Source organism: Peptoniphilus hominis (ex Hitch et al. 2025) (genome assembly GCF_040096015.1).
GTDB lineage: Bacteria > Bacillota > Clostridia > Tissierellales > Peptoniphilaceae > Peptoniphilus_A > Peptoniphilus_A hominis.
The window spans coordinates 1-24,675 of the sequence record NZ_JBBMFO010000002.1; the positions used below are offsets into that span (position 1 = coordinate 1).

20 protein-coding genes are annotated in these 24,675 nt (G+C 33.3%); all 20 read left to right on the forward strand.

The window, feature by feature from the left end; all coding sequences use genetic code 11:
* Positions 1-398 precede the first annotated feature (398 nt).
* On the forward strand, positions 399-1,454 hold the full coding sequence (locus WMO19_RS01505) for an S-layer homology domain-containing protein (RefSeq protein ID WP_349169925.1): 1,056 nt from the start codon (positions 399-401) through the stop codon (positions 1,452-1,454).
* 44 nt (positions 1,455-1,498) lie between these two features.
* Positions 1,499-2,179: a tRNA threonylcarbamoyladenosine dehydratase gene (locus WMO19_RS01510; RefSeq protein ID WP_349169926.1), complete on the forward strand. Its 681-nt coding sequence runs from the start codon at positions 1,499-1,501 to the stop codon at positions 2,177-2,179.
* 46 nt (positions 2,180-2,225) lie between these two features.
* The gene (locus WMO19_RS01515) at positions 2,226-4,421 is read left to right on the forward strand and encodes an ATP-dependent helicase (RefSeq protein ID WP_349169927.1); all 2,196 of its coding nucleotides are present in this window, start codon (positions 2,226-2,228) and stop codon (positions 4,419-4,421) included.
* 10 nt (positions 4,422-4,431) lie between these two features.
* Complete coding sequence (gene ligA / locus WMO19_RS01520; protein ID WP_349169928.1) at positions 4,432-6,429, forward strand: NAD-dependent DNA ligase LigA; 1,998 nt, start codon at positions 4,432-4,434, stop codon at positions 6,427-6,429.
* On the forward strand, positions 6,422-6,703 hold the full coding sequence (gene gatC / locus WMO19_RS01525) for an Asp-tRNA(Asn)/Glu-tRNA(Gln) amidotransferase subunit GatC (protein ID WP_019124290.1): 282 nt from the start codon (positions 6,422-6,424) through the stop codon (positions 6,701-6,703). Before ligA ends, gatC begins: the two co-directional genes overlap by 8 nt.
* Positions 6,704-6,712: 9 nt before the next feature.
* On the forward strand, positions 6,713-8,164 hold the full coding sequence (gatA, locus tag WMO19_RS01530) for an Asp-tRNA(Asn)/Glu-tRNA(Gln) amidotransferase subunit GatA (RefSeq protein WP_349169929.1): 1,452 nt from the start codon (positions 6,713-6,715) through the stop codon (positions 8,162-8,164).
* Positions 8,161-9,591 carry an Asp-tRNA(Asn)/Glu-tRNA(Gln) amidotransferase subunit GatB gene (gene gatB, locus WMO19_RS01535; protein ID WP_349169930.1) on the forward strand — a complete coding sequence of 477 codons (1,431 nt, stop codon included), beginning with the start codon at positions 8,161-8,163 and terminating at the stop codon, positions 9,589-9,591. Before gatA ends, gatB begins: the two co-directional genes overlap by 4 nt.
* Positions 9,592-9,796: 205 nt before the next feature.
* Positions 9,797-10,468: a response regulator transcription factor gene (locus tag WMO19_RS01540; RefSeq protein WP_019124293.1), complete on the forward strand. Its 672-nt coding sequence runs from the start codon at positions 9,797-9,799 to the stop codon at positions 10,466-10,468.
* Entirely contained in the window at positions 10,452-11,888 is a 1,437-nt protein-coding gene (locus WMO19_RS01545; protein WP_349169931.1) for a sensor histidine kinase, read from the forward strand. The genes WMO19_RS01540 and WMO19_RS01545 overlap by 17 nt, the downstream gene beginning before the upstream one ends.
* A gap of 379 nt (positions 11,889-12,267) precedes the next feature.
* Complete coding sequence (mraZ, locus tag WMO19_RS01550) at positions 12,268-12,696, forward strand: division/cell wall cluster transcriptional repressor MraZ (RefSeq protein WP_019124295.1); 429 nt, start codon at positions 12,268-12,270, stop codon at positions 12,694-12,696.
* Complete coding sequence (rsmH, locus tag WMO19_RS01555; protein WP_349169932.1) at positions 12,696-13,634, forward strand: 16S rRNA (cytosine(1402)-N(4))-methyltransferase RsmH; 939 nt, start codon at positions 12,696-12,698, stop codon at positions 13,632-13,634. Before mraZ ends, rsmH begins: the two co-directional genes overlap by 1 nt.
* Before the next feature lies 1 nt (position 13,635).
* A complete protein-coding gene (locus WMO19_RS01560) occupies positions 13,636-14,043 on the forward strand; it encodes a septum formation initiator family protein (RefSeq protein ID WP_070610660.1) in 408 nt (135 codons plus the stop codon).
* 10 nt (positions 14,044-14,053) lie between these two features.
* Positions 14,054-16,516: a penicillin-binding transpeptidase domain-containing protein gene (locus tag WMO19_RS01565; protein WP_349169933.1), complete on the forward strand. Its 2,463-nt coding sequence runs from the start codon at positions 14,054-14,056 to the stop codon at positions 16,514-16,516.
* A 12-nt stretch (positions 16,517-16,528) separates the two neighbouring features.
* Positions 16,529-17,479, forward strand: a complete 951-nt coding sequence (gene mraY, locus WMO19_RS01570) for a phospho-N-acetylmuramoyl-pentapeptide-transferase (RefSeq protein ID WP_316719348.1) — start codon at positions 16,529-16,531, stop codon at positions 17,477-17,479.
* A 9-nt stretch (positions 17,480-17,488) separates the two neighbouring features.
* Complete coding sequence (gene murD / locus WMO19_RS01575; RefSeq protein ID WP_349169934.1) at positions 17,489-18,808, forward strand: UDP-N-acetylmuramoyl-L-alanine--D-glutamate ligase; 1,320 nt, start codon at positions 17,489-17,491, stop codon at positions 18,806-18,808.
* Positions 18,809-19,921: an FtsW/RodA/SpoVE family cell cycle protein gene (locus WMO19_RS01580; RefSeq protein WP_332086686.1), complete on the forward strand. Its 1,113-nt coding sequence runs from the start codon at positions 18,809-18,811 to the stop codon at positions 19,919-19,921.
* The gene (gene murG, locus WMO19_RS01585) at positions 19,918-20,997 is read left to right on the forward strand and encodes an undecaprenyldiphospho-muramoylpentapeptide beta-N-acetylglucosaminyltransferase (protein ID WP_349169935.1); all 1,080 of its coding nucleotides are present in this window, start codon (positions 19,918-19,920) and stop codon (positions 20,995-20,997) included. The genes WMO19_RS01580 and murG overlap by 4 nt, the downstream gene beginning before the upstream one ends.
* A gap of 4 nt (positions 20,998-21,001) precedes the next feature.
* A complete protein-coding gene (locus tag WMO19_RS01590) occupies positions 21,002-21,856 on the forward strand; it encodes a cell division protein FtsQ/DivIB (RefSeq protein ID WP_349169936.1) in 855 nt (284 codons plus the stop codon).
* 117 nt (positions 21,857-21,973) lie between these two features.
* The gene (ftsZ, locus tag WMO19_RS01595) at positions 21,974-23,062 is read left to right on the forward strand and encodes a cell division protein FtsZ (protein ID WP_332086689.1); all 1,089 of its coding nucleotides are present in this window, start codon (positions 21,974-21,976) and stop codon (positions 23,060-23,062) included.
* A 349-nt stretch (positions 23,063-23,411) separates the two neighbouring features.
* Entirely contained in the window at positions 23,412-24,662 is a 1,251-nt protein-coding gene (gene gltS, locus WMO19_RS01600) for a sodium/glutamate symporter (protein ID WP_349169937.1), read from the forward strand.
* The last annotated feature ends 13 nt before the right edge of the window (positions 24,663-24,675 follow it).

Consider the following 24,675-nt stretch of genomic DNA (forward strand, 5'->3'; position numbering starts at 1 on the left):
GTCTAAGTATTGATTTTTAAATGAAAAGAGAGACTCGAGTTAACGAGTCTCCCCAATATTTGACATAGAGCCAAAAAAATGGGGGAGACCTTATAATAATTTCTCCTGCCAAAAATTTCCAATTAAGAAAAAATTCACAGAGATAAAAATTTAGTCAGCAAAAATTTTTGAAGGAAATTTAAAAAAGTGCAAAATTTTTCAGCCTTTAAAAATTTTTTAAATAAAAATATCTGTTAGAGATTTACTCCCCAACAGATATTATAGAGCCATTATAATGAAAGTTATTATAATAGATATCCTAACACAGGACAGTTTTATTAATTTACAAAATAGAAACCCATAGTGGTTTCTATTTTTTTTGCTCAAATTTATGTTATAATACAAGTCGGAGTGATGAAATGAAAAAGAAATTTATAGCTATAGGATTAAGTGCCCTACTTTTATTTGCGCCCCTAAATATTTTTGCAAAGTCTTTTACTGATTTGAGCAAAAATGGCAAAAGTGCTTGGGCATATGACTATGTAGAGGAATTATCTAAGGAAAATATTTTAAAGGGTTATGAAGACGGAAGTTTTAAACCAAATAATCCCGTCAGCTTTTTGGAAATTATGCAAATTTTAAAGACTGTTTTAAATCCTAGCCAAGATGAAATAAATTCAGCTAGGGCTGCTTATCTTGAATTTGTTAATGCCAATGGAATAGTAGACTGGGCAAAGGATGCAGTTTGCTACAATCTTTACCATGGCACAATTACTGAAAAGACTATAACAAGTGCGCGTGAAAAGGGATTTTTGGAAAATAAAGTTTATCCAAATAGAAATACAATTGCAGTTTATTATGCCAGAGCCTTTAAACTTGAAAAAACTACAGACACATCAAACTTAAAATACAAGGACATTAATAATATTAATCCACTAACTATGGAGTATCTGCCAAGTCTTGTAAGTGCAAATATTTTTACAAGCACAGGTTCTGATGGCAACTTCAATGGAAATTTTGCCATAAGAAGAAGCGAAATTGCTGTTATTACTTCAAGAGGTCTTGCCTATGTAAGTGGAAATCTTGATAAGGTTAAAGGAAATGGAAATGCACCTGCTGGAGAAGATTTATCTGTAAATAATAGTGATAATAAAGCTCCTGAAGAAAATAATGATGCTAATAATGCTGTAAACAATAATTCAATTTTAAATGGTGGAGAAGCTAAAGGTAATACAGAAGATTTGACACCAGCTGAAGTAGGCACTATGGTCAACTTCAAGGGTGAAGTCATTGAAGTAATCGATGGCGGTAATGTAAAATTTATTAGGGTAAAGGTTACTGAAAGCGACTCAGATAAGTTTGGACCAGGCAATATTATAACTATCAACACTTTTAAGGCTCACAAGCTAAATGACCTTGTGGAAGGTTCTGGAATTTTTGGCGAAAATTCTTTGACAAATATTAAATTAAAGTAATAAGAAGGGCTGTTTTATGACGGCCCTTTCAAATTGGAGGAAAATTGGAATTTTTAAGTAGAAGTGAGAGGATGCTCTCAGCCGATGATATAAAAAAAATTAATTCAAAATCTGTCTTAGTCTTTGGGCTAGGTGGCGTTGGTGGGTCCTCAGTTGAAGCCCTTGTTCGTGCTGGCATAGGAAAAGTTGGCATTGTGGATGGCGATGAATATGAAATTACAAATGTAAATAGACAAATTTTTGCAACTACAAAGACTCTTGGCATGAGAAAAGTAGATGCCTGCCAGGAAAGACTTTTGGAGATAAATCCTGAAGTAAAAATAAAAAAATATGATTTATTTGTAACGGAAGAAAACATAGGAGAAATTGACTTTGAATCCTACGATTATGTTATAGATGCCATTGATACAATTACTTCTAAGCTTTTAATAATAAAGGTAGCTCATGAAAAAAATATAAAAATAATTTCTGCCATGGGTGCAGGCAATCGCCTTGATCCGACAAAATTTGAAGTCCTAGACATTGAAAAGACAAAGAATGACCCAGTAGCAAGAATTATGAGAAAAAAATTAAAAGAGATGAATATAAAAAAATTAAAGGTAGTTTGCTCCAAGGAAATCCCAATAAAGACAGGAGACAGAACTCCAGGTTCAATTTCTTTTGTGCCACCTGTTTGTGGTATGGTTTTGGCTTCCTATGTGGTCTCTGATATCTTAAAAAGTTGAAATGATAGCGAAAAAAACATATAATAATTAGCAGTAAGGAGAAGTCATGGATATAAATACTTTAAATGATAAACAAAGAGAAGCACTTTTGGCGACAGAAGGTCCCCTACTTATTTTGGCAGGGGCTGGTTCTGGCAAGACCAAGGTTGTAACTTCAAAAATTGCATACTTAATGGAAGAATTAAAGGTGCCTTCATGGAAGATTTTGGCAATTACTTTTACTAATAAGGCTGCCAAGGAAATGAAGGACAGGGTTCAAAAACTAATTGACAGAGACATCTCCTCAATGTGGATAGGAACTTTTCACTCAATTTGTGTGAGAATTTTAAGAAGAAATATTGAAAGAATTGGCTATAATGGAAATTTTACTATTTACGACAGAGATGATCAGATAACAGTTGTCAAAGAAGCTATAGCTGAACTTGCTATTGATAAGGACATGTATAAGCCAAGGTCAATTGTAAATGATATTTCAAATATCAAGGGCGAAGGCCTTAGTCCAAATGAATACATAGAAGCTAACAAGGATAATTTTTTCAAGGAAAATCTTGGCAAAATTTATGAGCTTTACGAGAAAAAACTTAGGAAAAATAATGCTCTAGACTTTGACGATCTTTTAATAAAAACTGTAGATATTTTAAGATCTGAAGAAGATGTTAGAGATTTTTATAGGGACAAGTTTGAGTATATTTTTGTTGACGAATATCAAGACACCAATAAAATTCAGTACGAGCTAATAAAATTAATTGCAGGCAAAAATCCCAACCTCACTGTAGTTGGAGACAATGACCAATCTATTTACAAGTGGCGTGGTGCCGACATCAACAATATTTTAAACTTTCACAAGGATTTCCCTGGTGCAAAAATTGTAAAGCTTGAGCAAAATTATCGTTCAACGCAAAAAATTCTTGATGTTGCAAATGAAGTCATTGGATACAACACTACTAGAATTGACAAAAATCTTTGGACTGCAAGAGATGAAGGAAAAAATGTAGTTTACCGAGAGTTTCCTCACTCAAATGAAGAGGAATATGGAGTTATAAATAAAATTATTGCCCTAAATTATAAGGGCGAAGAATTTAAGGACATGGCAATCCTTTATAGGACCAATGCTCAGTCAAGAGGTTTTGAAGAAGCCCTTGTGAGAGAGAGAATCCCCTATAAAATCGTTGGCGGACTAAAATTCTACGACAGAATGGAAGTAAAGGATGTCCTTGCCTACCTTCGCGTCTTAAATAACACTGATGATAATGTCAGCCTTTCTAGGATTATAAATAAACCTAAGAGGGGTATTGGAGATACATCTCTAGCTGATTTATTAGACTATGCAGATGCTAAGGGACTTTCACTTTATGATGTAGTGACAAATATTGACAAATTTGAAGACTTAAATCTTAGGGCGAGAAAAAATATTAAAGATTTTGGCAGTATTTTGAAAATTTTAAAGGAAAGGGCAGGGAATCTTTCTATTGGAAAACTCTTTGAAGAGGTTTTATATGAAAGTGGCTACGCTCTTGACTTAAAGAATCAAAATACAATTGAAGCAAAGACTCGACTTGAAAACATAGAAGAACTTCACTCAAACATAATGGAATACGACAGAGAGGGAGTGGAGCTAGCTGAATATTTAAATACACTTTCTCTTTTATCAGATGTGGATAAAACTTCAGAAGACAGCGGAGTTAACCTCATGACAATGCACGCTGCCAAGGGACTTGAGTTTGGCACAGTATTTTTAGTTGGACTTGAGGAAGGACTTTTCCCAACAAGCAGAGCTCTTGAAAGTGATGAAGAAGTTGAGGAAGAAAGAAGACTTTGCTATGTAGGCCTAACTCGTGCCCGCAACAATTTATTTATTTCATCTTCAAGGACTCGTTCCATGTATGGCAAGCTCACTCCTGCAAAGAGGAGTAGGTTTATTGGAGAAATGGGCGACAAAATAGAAATTATTGAAGATAAAAAGAGAGAATTACTTGAAATTCGCGATTACAACGAAGGCAATACTTCAGTCACTAGACCTAAAAAATTCTTTGGCTTGGACAAAAAAGTTGAGACAAGTAAAAAATCAAGCCATGGAAAAAATATAAATGTTGGCGACAAGGTTAAACACAAAATTTTTGGCAAGGGTATGGTAGTACAAAAGAAGGAAAAAAATGGCGACTACGAAGTTGTAATTTCCTTTGACAAAAAGGGTCTAAAGAGGCTAATGCTTTCTGTTGCCCCTATAGAATTAGTTGATTAGTTGGTGAAATATGGATGATAAAATAAAAGAAATGGATAATCTAATTGCTGAAATCGACAAATTAAATTACCATTACTACACCTTAGATGAGCCACTGCTTTCTGATGCAGAGTACGACAAATTATACGACAGGCTCGTAAATCTTGAAAATGAAAGTGGGACAGTTTTGCCCTATTCTCCAACAACAAGAGTTGGCGGTGCAATTTTAGATAAATTTGTAAAGCACACTCATCTTGCTAGACTTTACTCCATGGATAAGGCTCAGGGAGACGAGGCACTTCTCGCTTGGTACAATAGAATAGAAAAGTTTGTAAAAGAATATAATTTAGATCATGTAAACAAACTTCCAGAGCCAGAATTTATTGTGGAATTAAAGTTTGATGGTCTTACAATTAATTTAACTTACGAAAACAAAAATCTCCTAATGGCATCGACTAGGGGAAATGGAATAATTGGCGAAGAGATCTTGGAACAAGTTAAGACAATTTATTCTGTGCCCCTTAGAATTTCTTATCCCGGCAAAATTGAAGTTCAGGGAGAAGGCTTGATGCCTTTATCTGAGCTTAATAAGTACAACGAAAACAATGAAGAAAAATTAAAAAATGCTAGAAATGCAGCAGCAGGTGCTCTTAGAAATTTAGACCCAAGGGTGACAAAGAAAAGAAACCTAACGGCTTTCTTCTACAATGTAGGCTACACTGAAGAGGACTTATTTAAATCTGACGACGACATAAAAAATTTCTTAAAAGAAAATAATTTTAAAGTTTCCAAATATAATTTTAAAGTAAAAAAATACCAAGAAATCATAGATAAGATCCGCGAAATAGGAGATAATAGAGATAAGCTTGATATTTTAATTGACGGAGTTACCATTAAGGTCAATGACATTGAGACGAGAAAAGCTTTGGGCTACACAAATAAATTTCCTCGCTGGGCAGTTGCCTATAAATTTGAAGCCGAAGAAATTTCCACAACCCTTCTTGATGTTGTCTGGAATGTTGGAAGGACTGCCAAGGTAACGCCATCGGCAATACTTGAGCCAGTGGAAATTGGTGGTGTAACTGTTCAGAGGGCAACCCTAAATAATTACGACGACATTTTGAGGAAAAAAGTTAAAATTGGTTCCAGAGTTTTAATTAGAAGGTCCAATGATGTAATTCCAGAGATACTTGGAACTTTACCATCAACTAATAAAACTCGTGAAATTGAAAAGCCAAAGACTTGCCCTTATTGTGGTTCACACTTATATCAAGATGGAGTCCACATCTTCTGTCCCAATACACTTTCTTGCGTTCCACAACTTGTGTCAAGGCTTACACATTTTGCATCGAGAGATGCCATGAATATAGATGGCTTTAGCGAAAAGACAATTGAAAAATTAATGGAGACAGTTGACTTAAAAGAAATTCCTGACATTTATAAATTAAAGTATGAGGACATCATAAAAATTGAGGGCTTTAAGGAAAAGAGAACTAATAATCTTTTAAAGGCAATTGAATCATCAAAGAGGCCTCATCTCTCAAATTTTATTTACGCTCTGGGCATACCCAATGTCGGCATAAAGACGGCGAGAGACTTGGCAAATCACTTTAAAGATTTTGATAAATTAAAAAATTCTAGGGGAAAAGAATTAATAACCATTGGCGATATTGGAAATATTACAGCAGAAGAAATTGTAGAATTTTTTAATGATGATAGAATTGTTGGCGCTGTAGATGAACTTTTTGAACTTGGAGTAAAGCCAGTTTATGAAGATGATGGTGATAAGCCTAAGCCACTTCTTGATAAGACAATAGTAATTACTGGGACACTTGATCTTCCTAGAAAGGAACTTGAAGAGAAATTAATTTCTCTTGGAGCCAAGGTTACTGGGTCTGTCAGCAAAAAGACAGACTATGTAATTGCTGGCGAAAACCCTGGCTCAAAGTATGACAAGGCTCAGTCCTTAGATATAAAAATCTTAAGTTTAGAAGAACTTTATAAATTAGTAGGAGGTTTAAATGAATAAAGAAGATATAAGGCATATTGCAGATATTGCTCAAATTGATTTTTCGGAAGAAGAACTTGACAAATTTGCACCAAGCTTTGATGAAAATATTGAACTTGTAAACAAAATTAAGGAAATTGACACTGAAGGTGTTGAAAAAGTTTTTCAAGTTAATGGAACAGAAAATAATATTCGTGAAGATAAAACTGGAGAGTCTCTTTCCCAAGAAGAGGCACTTGAAAATGCCGCTACTAAAAAATACGGTTATTTTAAACTTATTAAGTTTGTAGATTAGGAGGGACTCATGACTTTTAGCAATTTAAGAGCCTGGGAAATCGCCCAAGGATATAGAAATAAAGATTTTTCTTGCCAAGAAGTTACAAGAGAATTTTTAGATAATATAAAGGAAAAAGATGGCGAAATTAATGCCTACATCACAGTTACAGAAGATATGGCTATGAAGAAGGCAAAGGAAGTTGATGAAAAATTCCACAACAGAGAAGAAGTATCTCCTCTTGCTGGCGTGCCAATTTCTATTAAGGACAATATTTCTGTAAAGGATGTAAAGATGACTTGTGCATCAAGGATGCTAGAAAATTACACAGCGCCTTATGATGCAACTCTTGTTAAAAAAATAAAAAATAATGATGGAGTAATTCTTGGCAAGGTAAACATGGACGAATTTGCCATGGGAGCTTCAACTAGAACTTCTTATTTTGGAGTTACAAAAAATCCACTTGACACTACAAGAGTTTCTGGTGGATCATCAGGTGGCTCAGCTGCCTCTGTCAGTGCAGATATGGCAGCAATTTCTATTGGTTCAGACACAGGTGGATCTGTTAGACAACCTTCAAGTTTTTGTAAAACTGTGGGCATGAAGCCAACTTATGGTTCTATTTCAAGATTTGGAATGGCATCAATGGCAAACACCTTTGACCAACCAGGAGTCATTGCAAAGGATGTAAGAGATCTTACAATGATGTTTAATGTAATTGAAGGTCGCGATGAAAGAGACGCAACTTCTGTGGGAAACCCTGGACTTAAATACGACTTTGACTTTTCTGATGATGCCATAAAAAATCTTGAAGGCAAAAAATTTGCCATACCAAAAACTTATTTGGACATGGATTTAAATAAGAGAGTAAGAGGAGAACTTGACAAGGCAATTGAAGTTTTAAAGGATAATGGCGCAATAGTAGAAGCCTACGACATTGATTCCCTTAATCACACCATAGAAACTTATAATATTTTAGTAAATGGTGAAATTGCATCAAATTTAGCTCGCTTTGATTCCATTCGCTATGGCCACAGAACTGACAAAAAATTTGACACAATTGAAGAAATGTATCGTGCATCAAGACAAGAAGGCTTTGGCGAAGAAGTTAAGAGAAGAATAATGATTGGAACTCACATTCTTTCCATGGAAAATGCCGACGAATTTTATTACAAGGCCCTAAAGGTAAGGGGACTTATAAAGAGAGACATGGACAGGATGTTTAAGGATTATGACTTTATGATTTGTCCAACCTTCCCAGTTCTTCCTTTTAAAATTGATGACGACATGACTCCAGTTGAAATGTATCAAGCAGACTTATTTACTATTCCTGCAAACATGGTTGGCTCTCCATCAATTTCACTTCCAATGCCAGCAGGAGAAGATGGTCTTTCTGTTGGAATTGAATTTACAGCCAAGAGATTTAAGGATAAAGATTTACTTCAAGCATCACTTGCTTTCGAAAGGAGTTTAAATAAATGAAATATAAAACAATTGTAGGTTTGGAAATTCACGTCGAACTTTCCACAGAGACAAAGGCTTTTTGTTCATGCAAGAACTCCTTTGGAGATGAACCAAATACAAATGTGTGCCCAGTTTGCTTGGCACTACCTGGTGGTATGCCAGTTTTAAATAGAAATGTTGTAAACTATACAGTAATGGCTGGAACTGCCTTTAACTGCAAAATAAATAACAAGTCAAAATTTGACAGAAAAAATTATTTCTATCCAGACTTAACTAAGGGATTTCAAATAACACAAAATGACAATGCAATTTGCACTGATGGTTATCTTGAAATTGAGACTGATGAGGGAAAGAAAAAAATAGGACTTTTCCAAATTCAAATGGAAGAAGATACTGCTAAGAGCCTTCACACTGAAGATAATGAAACTCTTATGGACTACAACAGATGTGGCGTGCCCCTAATTGAAATTGTAACTAAGCCAGACATCTCAAGTGGCAAAGAAGCTCGTGTATTTCTTGAAAAATTAAAATCAACTTTAAGATTTTTAAAGATTTCTGACTGCAAAATGGAAGAAGGCTCATTAAGATGTGATGTCAATGTCAACATTAAGAACATGGAGACTGGTGAGAAGACAGCCATAACTGAAGTTAAAAACCTTAACTCCTTTAGGGGTGTGGAGAAGGCAATAGACTTTGAAGTTGAAAGACACATTAAGCTTCTTGAAAACCATGAAAAAGAAATTAGAACTACAAGAAGATGGGACGATGCAAAAAATGAAACTGTCCTTATGAGGGTGAAGTACACAGCCAGTGACTACAGATTTGCACCTGAAGGAGATCTTCCAATAGTTCACATCACTGACGAAGAGATAAAAGAAATTGTAGATAAAATGCCAGAGCTTCCAGAACAAATGATTGAAAGATTTGTAAAAGATTATGGCATAACAAGAGAAGACGCAGGAGTCCTTGCATCATCAAGAGAACTAGCAAAATTCTTTGAAAATCTTGCAAGTGACTTTAAGGACTACACACTTCTTTCAAATTGGATTCAAACAGAAATTTTAAGAAGAGTTGAAATTTCTGATGATGAAGAATTTAAACTTCCTTTTGCCAATGAAGAATTTATTGAACTTTTAAATTCAATTAAGAGTGAAAAAATCAGCAACAATGCTGGCAAGAAAGTTCTTCGCCAAATGTTTGAAACAGGAGAGGGCGCAAAGGAAATTATTGATAAGCTTGGTCTTGTTCAAATGACAGATACTTCTGCAATTGAAAAAATTGTTGACGAAGTCCTTGACGAAAATGAGCAGTCAATCATTGACTTCAAAGAAGGAAAGGACAGGGCTCTTGGATTTTTAGTTGGACAAGTAATGAAAAAATCAAGAGGAAAGGCAAATCCAAAAATTGCCAACGAAATGCTTGTTAAAAAATTAAAGGAAAGATAATTTATATAATTTAGATTAAGGTGTCAGCTTGGCACCTTTTTTATTTACCTAAAAATTTCAGGACTTATAAAAAGATTTTTACAAATTTTTAAAAGTATTGATATAATTATGTCATGTAAATATAAATTTAAGATGTGGTTATTAGCCTTAACAAAGCTGTCATTAAATATTCACAATTTTTTATTATAATAAAGCAGGTGATTAAATGTTTAAAATATTAGTTGTTGATGATGAAAAGAGCATAAGAGAAGTTATTAGAACTTATGCTGAATTTGAAGGTCACGAAGTTGTCGAGGCTAGAGATGGCCTTGAAGCAATAGATAAAGTTCGCGAAGAAGATTTTGATGTAATAGTTATGGATATTATGATGCCAAAGCTTGATGGATTTTCTTCCTACAAAGAAATTAAAAAGATTAAAGACATTCCAGTTTTAATGCTTTCAGCAAGAAGCGAGGAGTACGATAAATTATTTGGCTTTGAAATTGGAATTGACGATTATGTCACTAAGCCCTTCTCTCCAAAGGAACTCATGGCAAGATTAAATGTAATTGTAAATAGAAATAATAAGGTTGAAGAAAACAATACAATGGAGTTCGAAGGACTAAAAATTGATTTAGACGGAAGAGTTGTCTTTGTTGATGACGAAATTGTAGAGCTTACTCCAAAAGAATACGACCTTTTAGTCTACATGGTTAAGAATAAAAATATTGCCCTTTCAAGGGACAAGCTTTTAAACCAAGTTTGGGGCTATGATTTTTATGGCGAAGACAGAACAGTTGACACTCACATAAAAATGCTTAGAAATTCAATTAAGGAATACAGAAAATTTATTATTACTGTAAGAGGAGTGGGATATAAATTTGATACAAGAAATTAAAGAAATAAGGAGAGTAAAAATTGACAAAAACAGCATCCTATTTAAGTTGTGGAAGTCCTTTGTAATTTTTGCTGGACTAATTTTAATTTCTATTTGGCTTTTTCAAACAGTTTTCTTGTCAAGCTTTTATGAAACTTTGAAAATTCGTGAAGTTACAAAGGTGGGCAACGAACTGAGAAGTGATTATAATTCCGAAGATTTTGAGACAAAACTTTCCAATTATGCCAACACAAAGGGCCTTGAGATAAAAGTCTTAGACGAAAATGGCGCTTGGGTCTTTCCTCTAAGGTTGTTTGACGAATTTGTTGAGAGACCTAGAATGATTTGGGAAAATTTTGACAAGTTTTTTGGTTCACTAAAAAGGGATAACAGGACTTATAAAATTTATACAGTTAGGTATGAAAACTTAAAGGACCCATCAATTATTTATGCAGGCTACCTTGGAAACACTGATGGAGAAGATTATTATCTCTACATAAATTCAGTTTTAAAGCCGGTGGACGCAACAGTTGATGTAATAAGAAGAATTTTAATTATTATTTCTTTCTTGGCTCTTATTTTTGCATCAATAACTGCATATTTTGTTTCAAGAAGACTATCAAGACCCCTTGTAAGGATGTCAAACACTGCCAAGGAACTTGCCAAAGGAGACTATAAGGTTCAGTTTAGGAAGGGCGAATACACAGAAATCGACGACCTTTCCAACACCCTTAACTATGCAAAAAATGAACTTACAAAGACAATTGAAATGAGAAAGGACTTAGTGGCAAATGTAAGTCACGACTTAAAGACGCCACTTACTGTTATAAAGTCCTATGGCGAAATGATTAGGGACATATCTGGTCCAAATGAAACTTTGAGGAACAAACACCTTGAGACAATTATCAATGAATCTGACAATTTAACTGCCCTAGTAAATGATTTGCTGGATCTTTCAAAAATTGAATCTAATCTTGAAGAGATTAAAAAGGAAGAATTTGACTTAGAGGATTCTGTCCATGAAGTCTTAGATAGGTTTAAAATCAATAAAAATTATTCTGATTACAGTTTTGTAATTGATTCGCAGGGTGACACGAGAATTTTAGGTGACAGGTCAAAAATAAATCAAGTCATTTATAATTTAATAAACAATGCCATAAATTATTCGCCAGTAAATAAGGAAATCAAGTTAGTAATTAGAGGCGATGAAGAAAAAACTGAATTTCACTGCATGGACAGGGGAATAGGCATCGAGGAAGAGGACATCAAGGGCATTTGGGACAGGTTTTATAGGGTGAGAAACAACCACACGAGACCAGAGATTGGAACAGGTCTTGGCTTATATATTGTGAAGACCATAATGGAACTTCACGGCTACGAATATGGCGTTAACTCAAAAATAAATGAAGGCTCAGACTTTTATTTTATTGGAAGTAAATAGTTAAAAAAATTTTTTTGAATCGACTAGAGATAGTCGATTTTTTTATGCTCATTTTTACAATTATTTTTCGTGGATAAGAGAAAATTTGAAAAATATTTTAGAAATTATTTTTGTGATTATTTTATTTTCGAATTATAAAAAGTAAATCTTAAAAATTTTTTATTTCCAAATTATTAAAGTCTAAAAAAATTTTAAAATACAAGAAAAATGTTTTCAAAATAAAACAATTTTTTATATTAAATAAAATTTAGTGCCATTAGTCCCCATTTTTAAAAACTAATTAAAAGACTAGAAAATGGCGACTTTATGTAGTAAAATTAACTTAAGTGGAGCGAAGTGGCATAAAAAAACATATAAATGGAATAAAGTGGAGAATAAAATGTTAATAGGCGAATTTAGACATAACCTAGACCCAAAGGGCAGAATTACAATTCCATCAAAGTTTAGAGAGGACCTTTCTGTATTTGTAATGACGAAGGGTTTAGACGACTGCCTATTTTTATATCCAAAGGACCAGTGGGAGAAGATTGAAAACAAATTAAAAGAGCTTCCAATGACTAATAAAGCTGTTCGTTCCTTTGTAAGAACATTTTTCTCTGGCGCAGTAGATTGCGTACTAGACAAACAGGGAAGGGTGCTTATAGCAGAAAATTTAAGAGATTATGCAAATCTTGAAGATAAATGCGTAATTATAGGTCTTTCCAATCGTGCAGAAGTTTGGTCTGAAGAAAATTGGAATAGATACAATGAAGAGGAAGCACTTTCTTATGAAGAACTTGCTGAAAAGATGTCGGAGTTGGGAATATAATGGATTTTTCACATAAAAGTGTCCTTTTAAATGAAACAATTGAAGGATTAAATGTTAGAAAGGGAAAAATTTATCTCGACGGGACTCTTGGTGGAGCAGGTCACAGTTACGAAATCCTAAAAAAACTTGATGGCACTGGACTTTTAATTGGCATAGACCAAGACCAAGAGGCACTTAAGGCTGCAAGAGAGAGACTTTCTGAATTTAAAAATGTAGAATACTTTAATTTAAATTACATAGACTTTGAAAAAGCACTAGATGAGCTTGGTATTGAAAAGATTGACGGAGTCCTACTTGATATAGGCGTTTCATCCTATCAATTTGACAATCCAGAGAGAGGGTTTTCCTATAGGTTTGACGCACCACTTGATATGAGAATGGATAAGAGTCTAGAAATTTCTGCCAAGGACATTGTAAATACATATAGTGAAGATGAAATCACAGAAATTATTAGGGAATACGGCGAAGAAAAATGGGCTTCAAGAATTTCTAAATTTATTGTCCAAGAGAGAAAAAATAAAAAAATTGATACAACTTTTGAACTTGTTGAAATAATAAAAAATGCTATTCCTGCTGGAGCGAGGAGAAATGGTCCACATCCTGCCAAGAGAACTTTCCAAGCCCTAAGGATTGAAGTAAATAAGGAACTTGATGTTCTTAAGAACTCCATTGATAAATTTGTCCACAGATTAAATCCTGGCGGACGAATTGCAATTATCACTTTTCATTCCCTTGAAGATAGAATTGTAAAAAATTCCTTTAAATATTTGGAAAAGGACTGTATATGTCCACCTACTTCTCCAATATGCACCTGCAATAAGAAGAGGGAAATAAAAATTATCACTAGAAAACCAATTACTGCAAGTGAAGAGGAATTAAAGGAAAATAATAGATCACACTCAGCAAAACTGCGAATTGCCGAAAAATTAGAGGTGTAAAATGGTAAAAAGATTAACTAAAATTTCAAATAAAAGTTATAATAGATATAAGAATCAACTTTTAAGTAATAAGCCTTTTATTTTTACTTTGGCAATTGTTATAATTATATTTGCTGCAATTTTGATTTTGTATTCACAAATAGCAGGACTTGATAGAGAAATTTTAAAGCAAAAGGCTGAAATTGATGAATTAAATAAAACTAAGATAACTCTTGTAGGTGAGATAAAAGCTGTAAAATCTTCAGCACAAATTGCTGAAGAAGCTATGTATAAACTTGGCATGGTCTATCCTTCTGAAGACCAAATAGTTTATATTGATTCTGGGGAAGAAAAGAAGCTTGGAGATATTAATTACAATGTTTTCTTAAGTCCCATTGTCTCAGTCCTCAGATCCTTTACAAGAGATTAGGAGGATATAATTGAAAAATAATAAATTTAAAGCTAGAGATAAGAAAAAGAAAGGTGGATTTACAAGGCACACTGACCATGCCAATAGATTCATATTTATATTTTTTATCTTTCTAGCTTTTTTATTTGTTGTACTAATAGCTAAGCTTTTGTACATACAAATTGTCCAATCAGAAGAATTAACTATTGCTGCCTTAAACCAACTTACTAGGACTGAAGTAATAAACTCAAATCGTGGAATAATTTATGACAGAAACAATAAAGAGATGGCTGTAAACATTACTAAGTGCAATGTTTTTTACAACATGGATTATTTTAAGCAGGGTAGAGAAGAAAGTGATAAGGACTTTAAAGATAGAAAAGAAAAAATTTATGACGAAGATGCAGAGACTATATCAGAAGTAACTGGCATAGAATTTGATGAAATAAGAGGCCTTATGCATGGCGACAAGGTTGTGAGACTTGCCACGAATATTGACAGAACTAAGGCCATGCAGTTAAAGGATTTGAGAGCAGAAACACTTAAAGAAAATCAAGGCAAAAAGAAGAATTTGAAGTACAACTTGTTGCCAATTTCCATTGACGATGTGACAAGAAGACTCTATCCCTTTAACAACCTTGCCTCTTACATCATTGGTTTTACCAATGACGAAAATATTGGTCAATATGGAATAGAAGCAAGTTACGATGAAGAACTTGCAGGTATTTCTGGCAAAAATGTTTCCTTAAAGGACAATGCACAAAATAAAATTCCACTAACTGACGAGGAAACTTATGCACCTAAGGAAGGCTACTCTGTAGTTTTGTCCATAGATTCAAATATTCAACAGTTTGCAGAAACGGCTGCAGAAAATGCAAAAAAAGAGAACAATGCAGATAAGGTATCAGTAATAGTACAAGATACAATGACTGGTGAAATTTTGGCAATGACAACTAAGGATGACTACAATCTAAATGACCCAAGAGCTCCTATTAACGAAAAGCAGGAGAAGGAGTGGAAAAATTTAGATGAGGATGAGAAGATGGAAATCCTATATGACAACTGGAGAGACTTCAATGTAAATGACCAGTATGAGCCAGGTTCTACCTTTAAACTTATAACTGCAGCAGCTGCTATTGAAGAAAATACTTCTCAACCTGATTCACAATATTCTTGCCAAGGTAGCATGAAGGTAGGTGACAGAAGACTATCCTGTACAAGTCATACTAGAGGAATGAAAAGTCTTGCCAAGGCAATAGAAGAGTCCTGTAACATGACTATGATTCAAGTTGGTCAAGATTTGGGTCCAGAGAAATTTTTAAAATACATTAAAGCCTTTGGATTTGGAAGAAAAACTGGCATAGAACTTTATGGTGAGTCCGTAGGTCTTATACCAGCATCTGCTGATGACATAGGAAAGGTAAAGCTTGCCACAATGTCATATGGACACTCAATTGCAGTTTCTCCACTTCAACTAATAAATGCAGTAAGTGCAATTTCCAATGGTGGATTTTTAAATAAACCAACACTGGTAAAAGAATTAGTTGATGCCAATGGAAATGTTATTGAAAAGAAGAGAACTGAACTTAGAAGAAGGGTAATTTCTGAAGAAACTTCTGAAAAGATGAAATACATGATGAAAAGAGTTGTAGATAATGGAACAGGAAAACTTGCTCAAGTTCCTGGTTATCAAATAGGCGGTAAGTCTGGTACTGCAAATATTGCCACAACTACTGGCTATTTAGATGCCTACAATTCATCCTTTGTCGCTGTTGCACCACTTAATGACCCAAGGCTAACTGTACTTGTAGTTATAAATAATCCTAAGGGCGGAATACTTGGTAGTGTTGTTGCAGCACCAGTTGTTCAAGAAATTTTAAGCAAATCTTTAAATTACATGAAAATTCAAAAAACTGAGGAAGTTGATGAAAAGGAAGACTTTGTAACAGTTCCCGATGTGGAAGGATTGCTCTTAGAAGATGCAGGAAAGATTTTACTCAAATCTGGACTTAGATTTGATACCAATGCTAAGGGAGTGGAAAATTATTCTGTTGTCTTAAATCAAAATCCATCACCAGCTTCTTATGTATTAAAAGACTCCATAGTGGATCTTGCTATTAATGATAAGGACAGCGGTATTTTAGTAATGCCTGATCTATCGAGAAAGACTAGAAAAGAAGCTATATCTATTTTAAATTCTATGAATATAGAGTATAATATCAGAGGAAATGGCGACTTTATATCACAAAGCCCTAGAGCTGGCAAAAAAATAAGTGGCGATGCTACTATTACTATTAATTACACAAAATTAAAGGATGAAGATCTTCTGGATGAAGAAAATTCTAAAGCTAATAACAACATCGAAACAAACAATAAAAATTTAAAGGAAGAAAGCTCTAGTAAAAAGAAAAAATCTTTAAAAAATAATAAAGATACAAAGAATGAATCAAATGATAATGAAAATTCAAATAAAGGAAAAAGAAAAAAGGACTAGGACGGAAGTAATATGAATTATATAGTAAATGTATTGTTGGGATTAATTTTTTCACTGATTTTTGGAAGAATTTTTATTCCTATGTTAAAAAGATTGCACGCAGGTCAAAGTATAAGAGAGGATGGACCCCAAAGCCACATGAAAAAAAGTGGGACGCCAACTATTGGTGGACTTATATTTTTAGCTTCTGCAATAATTACAACTTTAGTCACTGGAAACTTTAAGGTATCTGTCTTAATGATACTTTTCTCCACACTTGCCTTTGGGGCAGTGGGCTTCATTGACGATTATATAAAGGTTGTGAAGAAGAGAAATCTAGGTCTTCGTGCCTACCAAAAACTTCTTTTACAAATTATTACTGCAGTGATCTTAATAATTTACCAATATAATTCTAAAAATATGGGGACAGACCTATACATTCCCTTCTTAAAGGACTACAGATCCATTGGAGTTTTTTATGTTCCCTTTATAATTTTTGTAATTGTAGGAACTGTAAATTCAGTAAATTTAACTGATGGCTTAGATGGACTTTCAACTAGCGTTACAATAATTTGTCTATTATTTTTTAATGTAGTTGCTGTAAAGTTTCAAAGATACGAAATAGCAGCCTTCTGCTTGGCGCTTGCAGGTGCCTTAATGGGATTTTTGGTCTTCAACAAGTATCCAGCCAAGGTTTTTATGGGAGACACAGGGTCTCTGGCACTGGGTGGAGCAATTTCTGCAATTGCCCTTCTCTTAAATGTGCCACTAATTCTTCCTATAGCAGGTGGAATATATTTTATAGAAACTCTCTCAGTAATTATCCAAGTCGTAAGCTTTAAGACTAGGGGAAAGAGAGTATTTCTCATGTCACCACTTCACCATCATTTTGAACAAAAGGGTTGGCATGAGAAAAAGGTAGTTGCAGTATTTTCATTAGTTGAATTTATACTTTGTATAATTTCATATTTAATTTTATTTTAGGTGATAGACATGTTAGAAAACAAAAATATTCTTATAATGGGTTTTGGCGTAACGGGAAAGGCAACTTTAAAATTTTTAAAGGAATTTCCCTGCAAAATTTACATTTATGACAGCAATTTAGATCTTCAAAAGTTAAATGTGGATGAAGATTTTATAATTTTTAAGGAAGAAGATTTAGATAAAATTGATTTAATAGTCAAAAGTCCAGGAATTTATCCCTTCCACGAACTTTTAGTAAAGGCTAGAGAAAAAAATATAGAAATTATTTCCGATATTGAGCTTAGCTACAGAAATTTAAAAACAAATAATGTAGTTGCAGTTACTGGTACAAATGGAAAAACAACAACTACTACAATTATTGGCGATATTTTAAGAAGAAAGTCAAAAACCTTTGTGGTTGGCAATATAGGTAAGGGTATCTTAGAAATAACTGAAGAAGCAAAAAGTGATGACTATGTAGTTATTGAAGCTTCATCCTTCCAATTGGAGCACACAAAATTATTTAAGCCACATATTGCACTTTTAACTTATGTAACAAGCGACCACCTAGACTGGCACAAGACTACTCAAAATTATGTTGACGCAAAATTTAAAATTTTTGCCAATCAAGATGAAGATGATTATGCAATTTTAAATTACGAAAATAAAGACCTTGCTGAAAACTACAATTTAAGGGGCAAAAAATATTATTTTTCAATGCACAAGATTTCTGAAAGAGGAGCCTTCCTTGATAAGGGAAAAATTCATTTTAATGACGGCGAAAAGGTAGAAGAAATTTTAGATGTCAAGGACATAAAAATCCCTGGAGATCACAACATTAAAAACATTATGGCTGCCATTATTGCAAGCAAACTTTTAAACATTGATACAGAAACTATAAGAAAGAGCATTATATCCTTTACTGGCGTTGAACACAGAATTGAGTTTGTAAGAGAATTAGATGGAGTAAAATACTACAACGACTCCAAGGGAACTAATCCAGATTCAACTGAAGTTGCAGTTGCAGCTATGGATGGGGATGTAATTCTCATAGCAGGTGGCTATGATAAAGGTGCAAGCTTTGATGATTTAATTGAAAAATCTAAAAACAAATTAAAAACAGTAATTTTATTTGGTGAAACTGCAGAAAAATTTTCAAATTCTTGCAAAAAATCAGAGATTGAATTTTATATTGTAAAGGATTTAAACAAGGCTGTTGAACTTGCAAAGAAATTGTCAAAAGATGGAGATGATGTGCTTTTATCCCCAGCTTGTGCATCCTGGGATATGTACAGTGATTATGAAGTGAGAGGACGACACTTTAAAGATTTAGTTAGAGAGTTGGTATAGATGAAACTAAAAAGGGACATGAAAGATGTGGATTTAGTGCTTTTAATTACCATGATACTTTTAATAGTAATTGGTTTAATAGCAGTAACATCAGCCTCTTTTCCCACTGCAAAAAAATACAATTTAAATAGTTTTCACTATCTAATTAGGCAGGGAGTATTCCTTATCCTGGGAATTATTGCCATGGTCTTTATAATTAGGGTGCCAAGATCTGTAATTTATAAAAATATTACTTGGCTATTTATATTAAGTGTTATATTAGTTTTATTACTTTGGACTCCACTGGGTTCAGCCAAAAAAGGACAAGCTAGGTGGATTGACCTTAAAGTTATCCCTTTAAAGTTTCAGCCTTCAGACCTACTTAAATTAACTTCAATTATATTTTTGTCAAAATACCTATCCAAAAATATTTACACACTTAAAGAAGCCAGGACTTTTATCACTGCAGTTGCTATAATGGGTGTATCAGTAGGTCCAATTATGATCAAGGACTTTTCCACTGCAGTAGTAATTGGAGTGTCTCTATTTGCCATCCTATTAGCTGCTGGAATAGACAAAAAGCAGTTTTTATTCCTGGTGGTCTTGGGTATTATCCTTGTATATATAATTTTAAAGGACCCAGAGAATGAATTTAGGTTAAAAAGAATTTTGGGTTTTGTGTCAGATTCAACTGATTATCAAACATCTGAAAAGTATCAAGCAAGACAATCACTTTATGCCTTTGCCCTTGGAGGATATTCAGGAGTTGGACTTTTTAGGTCCCGCCAAAAATACACCAACCTTCCTGAAGCATACACTGACTTTATTTTTTCAGTTATGGCAGAAGAATTTGGTTTTATTGGAACTTTTATAATTATCTTACTTTTTATAATTTATATTTACAGAGGTTATATGATTTCCTATAAGGCGACAAATTATTTTGATAAATTTACAGCAATTGGTTTGACAACCTACATTGGCATACAGGCATTTTTCAACATGGGCGTATGTGCAAAACTGCTTCCTGTTACGGGAATTACGCTGCCCTTTATTTCTTATGGGGGAACTGCACTGGTAATGGCAATTGCATCTACGGCAATTTTACTTAAAATTTCGAAAGAAGGCACTATATGAAATATATTTTATCTGGTGGCGGAACTGGAGGGCACATTTATCCTGCCCTTGCCATTGGGGAAGAAATAAAAAAACAAGACAAAGAGGCAAAAATTTTATATGTGGGCAAGAAAAATTCTCTAGAGGAAGAGCTTGCAAAGAAATATAATTTTGATTTTGAGGGAATTGATATTTCTGGACTTCCAAGAAAAAAATTAAATAAGGACACTGTTATAACTTTTTACAATTTGATGAAGGGTTTGAAGCAGTGCACAAAAATTTTAGATGACTTTAAGCCAGATATTGTAATTGGAACTGGTGGCTATGTTTGTGCTCCAATTGTCTTTAAGGCACAACAAAAAAAGATTAAGACGGCAATCCAAGAGCAAAATGCTTATCCAGGCAAGACAAATAAAATTTTGGCTAAAAAGGCAGACTATGTCTTTATAAATTTTATGGAAGCTAAAAAATATTTAAATAACGAAAATATTATTTTTACAGGAAATCCAATTAGAGATGTTTTTTCTCATCTTGACAGAAAAAAATCAAGAGATGAATTAAAAATAGGTGACGATGAGAAATTTGTATTTTCCTTTGGCGGATCTGGTGGACAAGAATCCACTAATGATGCAATTTTAGAAATTTTAAATAAAAAGGAAAAACTTCCCTTTAAGCTCACTCATGTAACTGGAAGAGACCACTATGATTACTTTATGGAAAAACTTGGTGAAGTTCCTGAAGGTGTAGAAATTTTAGACTACACCCATAAAGTTTATGACTATCTCTCTAGTGCAGACCTTGTAATTGCATCTTCATCAGCCATGACCTTGGCAGAGATTTCTGCCATTGGTATAGCATCAATTCTAATACCAAAGGCTTACACTGCAGGCAATCATCAATACTATAATGCCATGAGCTATAGCAATATGGGTGCAAGTTCAGTTATTGAAGAAGAAAATCTAAAGGGAGAAAGTCTATTAAAGGCAATAGAAAAAATATTAAATAACGATGAAGAAAGAAAATTAATGGCAGAAAACTCTAAGAAGTTGGCAAGTCCAGATGCCGTAAAAAAAATAGTTGATATAATTTTAAAGTGATTTTATGAAAAAGTTGGAAAAGAAAAAAAGAAAACTGAATAAGAAAAGAAAATATTTTAGGATTTTTATTAGGTTTTTTATATTTTTTTCCTTCATTTTTTTATTAATTTTTGCACTAAAAAATTCTAATCTATTTAAAATAAAAAATGTTACAATTGATGGAAATAAAAATGTATCCACTGCCACAATAAAAAAAGTTTCAGGTCTTAATAGGGGGGGCAAGTATTTTGTCATTTCAAAAAAGGATAGGCTAGAAAAAATAAAGTCCATTCCTTACATAAATGATGCCAAAATATCTTATAGTATAAGTGGAAATGTGAAAGTGAATGTCACTGAGAGAACGCCTTACTATCAAATTGAGTCCAATGATTATCTAATTGTAGATGAGGATTTCAGAATTATAAAAAATTCCAAGAAAAAATCCGACAATTTAGTTAATTTATCAGGCTTTAATGTAGATGACCCCAAGGCAGGAAATTATATTTTGACTAACAAAGAAGATGAAGAGAAGAGAGATCTTCTCCTTGAATTAAAAAAAGATGAATATTCTCTTCGTGGAAACATAAGAGATATTGAACTTTTAGACTCAATAGCTACCTTTACCACAGTTGGCGGAATAAAAATTGAGTTTGGCTCCTATAGCAATACTTCCTATAAGTTAAGGATGTTATCATTAATTTTAGATGACATAAAGAAAACCAACAAAAATGCCATTATTATTCAAATGGAAAAGGGCGATAACCCAATTTTAATAACAGATGGCGAAGAAAGCAAAAGCAAAAATAATAATAAAAACAAAAAAGATGATAATAATTCTGAAAATAAGGAAAAAAGTTATAGGGAAAAGGAAAAAAATTAGTAAAAATGCAAATAAAAGTCAGCAAATGACCTTTATATATTGACTATTTACAAGTATTTCTATAAAATAATAGTAATGAATATAAAAACAATCAAATAGTATATGAGGAGGATGTTTATGTTGGAATTCGATATGGACCAAGACGAATTTGCCAAAATTAAAGTAGTTGGCGTTGGTGGCGGCGGAAATAATGCTGTCAATAGAATGATTAGCGCTGGTGTAAAGGGTGTAGAATTTTTAGTATTTAACACTGATAAGCAAGCACTTAAAAATTCACTTGCAGAAACTAAAATTCAACTTGGTGAAAAAATTACTAAGGGTCTTGGAGCAGGTGCAAATCCTGAAGTAGGAGAACAAGCAGCAGAAGAATCAATTGATGAAATTAGAGAAGCTCTTGAAGGTGCCGATATGGTATTTATCACTGCAGGAATGGGTGGAGGTACTGGTACTGGTGCAGCTCCTGTTATTGCTGATGTTGCTAAAGAATTAGGTCTACTTACAGTTGGCGTTGTTACAAAACCATTTACATTTGAAGGTAGAAAAAGAGCAAAATCTGCCGAAATAGGAATAAATTCTCTAAAGGGAAAAGTTGATACTCTAGTTATAATTCCAAATGACAGACTTCTAAGCATTTCAGACAAGAAGACTAGCTTCTCACAAGCTTTTGAAATGGCAGACGACATTTTAAAACAAGGTATTCAAGGTATTTCAGATTTAATTTCTGTACCAAACTTAATTAACCTTGACTTTGCCGATGTTAAGACAATTATGTATGACAAGGGCGTTGCTCACATGGGTATTGGTCGTGCATCAGGTGATGAAAGAGCTACAGAAGCAGCTAGACTTGCAATTAATTCTCCTCTACTAGAAACTTCTATTGAAGGAGCAAAATCTGTTCTATTAAATATCACTGCAGGATCAGATCTTGGTATATTTGAAGTTAATGAAGCAGCTGATTTAATTAGAGACTGTGTATCTGAAGATGCAAATATTATCTTTGGTGCAGGAATTGACGAATCACTTAAGGATGAAGTTAAGATCACAGTTATTGCAACTGAATTTGATCAATACAAAGACGAAAAGAAAGATAAAAAAGAAAAGAAAGTTGAAATGCCAGGAACTCCTATTGGAACAATTGGAGAAGACGATGAAGAAGACAATGGAGAACTTAAAATTCCTTCTTTCTTGAGAATTAACAGAAAATAATTTTGTAATTTCATAATATAACGAATTGGACATTGGAGACAATGTCCTTTTTTAATTTATATCTTTAAAAGTTTACAGCATTGACTTGAGGAAAATCGTTTTTATAAAAATTTTTTAGTAATAAAAAATAAATTTTGTTGAAAATATTAAGAAAGAGAAATATTTGTTTCATCAATTTAGAAGGATAAAACAGTTACTAATTGATACAAAAAATTATATTTTTTTCTTTATATTTTAAAATTAATAAATAAAAGTTAAACAAGTAGTAAAAATTTTCAAGACTACTTTTTATTTAAATAATTTTTGTTATAATATAATCTGCTAGCAAAAAAGGAGGAATATTTTAAAGATGAACATAACATTTAATTTAATGCAAACGGTAGGCTTTGCTATAATAGTTTACTACATAGGCAAGTTTTTAAGACAGAAGATTAGTTTCTTTCAAAAGTTTTGTGTGCCAGCACCAGTAATTGGCGGATTTTTATTTGCAATTATTAGATTTTTATTACAAGTTGGTGGCATAGCAACTTTTGAATTTGATCAAGCTCTACAAAACCCATTTATGATGGTATTCTTTACAGCAATAGGTGTTGGGGCAGACCTTGAAACTTTGAAAAAGGGTGGAAAGGGATTCTTAATTTTCTGGTTAATATCAGCAATTTTAGTTTTAGGACAAAATACAATTGGTCTTGTTTTAGCTAAGGTCCTTTCAGAAAATCCATTACTTGGACTAGTATGTGGTTCAGTTACAATGATAGGCGGACATGGTTCAGCAGGTGCTTGGGGAGGTACTTTTGCTAAGCTAGGTTTAGAAAATGGAAAGACTTTTGCTCTTGCGGCAGCAACATTTGGTGTAATTATGGGTTCTCTAATTGGTGGACCTATAGGTTCAACTCTTATTAGAAAACACAATCTATCTGGAGACAAAAGTGACGTGTCAAATCTTGACGATGTGCTAGAACATCTTGAGGAAAACAATGCAGGAGAAGGCTATGAAAGAGTAGTTCCTCTTCAAGCAGGGGACTTCATAAAAGTTCTTGGATTAATTTTTGTATCTGTAGGCTTAGGAGCAATATTACAAGAATTTATTAGAACTCATGTATCTATCATGGGTAAGGAATTAAACTTACCAGCTTATGTAACATCAATGATTATTGCAGGTATTTTCGTAAACACTATTGGTAAAAAGGGACCTTTAATGGTTAACCAAAGAGCCAATTCAATTTGCGGCGATGTTGGACTAAATGTATTCTTAGTAATGGCATTAATTGACATCAACTTACTTGACTTAAAAGATGTTGCAGGACACATGCTAATAATTTTATTTGCACAAACTTTATTTATGGCATTTTTTGCTTACTTTGTAACTTATTGGGCAATGGGTAAAAATTATGATGCAGCAGTACTTTCTGGTGGTATTTGTGGTTTTGGTATGGGTGCAACTTATAACGCCCTTGCTAACATGGACTCAATCACTGAAAGATTTGGTCCATCACCAAGAGCTTACTTCATTCTTCCAATGGTAGGTGCTTTTGCAATTGATATTACAAATTCAATTTTTATCACAATTTTCTTAAATATAGCACAAAGTATTTCATAAAAATGATTTTTTT

What these genes read in the sequence shown, in the direction of transcription:
- WMO19_RS01505 (WP_349169925.1), top strand. Translation starts at nt 399, where the DNA reads ATGAAAAAGAAATTTATAGCTATAGGATTAAGTGCCCTACTTTTATTT.
- WMO19_RS01515 (WP_349169927.1), top strand. Translation starts at nt 2,226, where the DNA reads ATGGATATAAATACTTTAAATGATAAACAAAGAGAAGCACTTTTGGCG.
- ligA (WP_349169928.1), top strand. Translation starts at nt 4,432, where the DNA reads ATGGATGATAAAATAAAAGAAATGGATAATCTAATTGCTGAAATCGAC.
- gatC (WP_019124290.1), top strand. Translation starts at nt 6,422, where the DNA reads ATGAATAAAGAAGATATAAGGCATATTGCAGATATTGCTCAAATTGAT.
- gatA (WP_349169929.1), top strand. Translation starts at nt 6,713, where the DNA reads ATGACTTTTAGCAATTTAAGAGCCTGGGAAATCGCCCAAGGATATAGA.
- gatB (WP_349169930.1), top strand. Translation starts at nt 8,161, where the DNA reads ATGAAATATAAAACAATTGTAGGTTTGGAAATTCACGTCGAACTTTCC.
- WMO19_RS01540 (WP_019124293.1), top strand. Translation starts at nt 9,797, where the DNA reads ATGTTTAAAATATTAGTTGTTGATGATGAAAAGAGCATAAGAGAAGTT.
- mraZ (WP_019124295.1), top strand. Translation starts at nt 12,268, where the DNA reads ATGTTAATAGGCGAATTTAGACATAACCTAGACCCAAAGGGCAGAATT.
- rsmH (WP_349169932.1), top strand. Translation starts at nt 12,696, where the DNA reads ATGGATTTTTCACATAAAAGTGTCCTTTTAAATGAAACAATTGAAGGA.
- WMO19_RS01560 (WP_070610660.1), top strand. Translation starts at nt 13,636, where the DNA reads ATGGTAAAAAGATTAACTAAAATTTCAAATAAAAGTTATAATAGATAT.
- mraY (WP_316719348.1), top strand. Translation starts at nt 16,529, where the DNA reads ATGAATTATATAGTAAATGTATTGTTGGGATTAATTTTTTCACTGATT.
- murD (WP_349169934.1), top strand. Translation starts at nt 17,489, where the DNA reads ATGTTAGAAAACAAAAATATTCTTATAATGGGTTTTGGCGTAACGGGA.
- WMO19_RS01580 (WP_332086686.1), top strand. Translation starts at nt 18,809, where the DNA reads ATGAAACTAAAAAGGGACATGAAAGATGTGGATTTAGTGCTTTTAATT.
- murG (WP_349169935.1), top strand. Translation starts at nt 19,918, where the DNA reads ATGAAATATATTTTATCTGGTGGCGGAACTGGAGGGCACATTTATCCT.
- WMO19_RS01590 (WP_349169936.1), top strand. Translation starts at nt 21,002, where the DNA reads ATGAAAAAGTTGGAAAAGAAAAAAAGAAAACTGAATAAGAAAAGAAAA.
- ftsZ (WP_332086689.1), top strand. Translation starts at nt 21,974, where the DNA reads ATGTTGGAATTCGATATGGACCAAGACGAATTTGCCAAAATTAAAGTA.
- gltS (WP_349169937.1), top strand. Translation starts at nt 23,412, where the DNA reads ATGAACATAACATTTAATTTAATGCAAACGGTAGGCTTTGCTATAATA.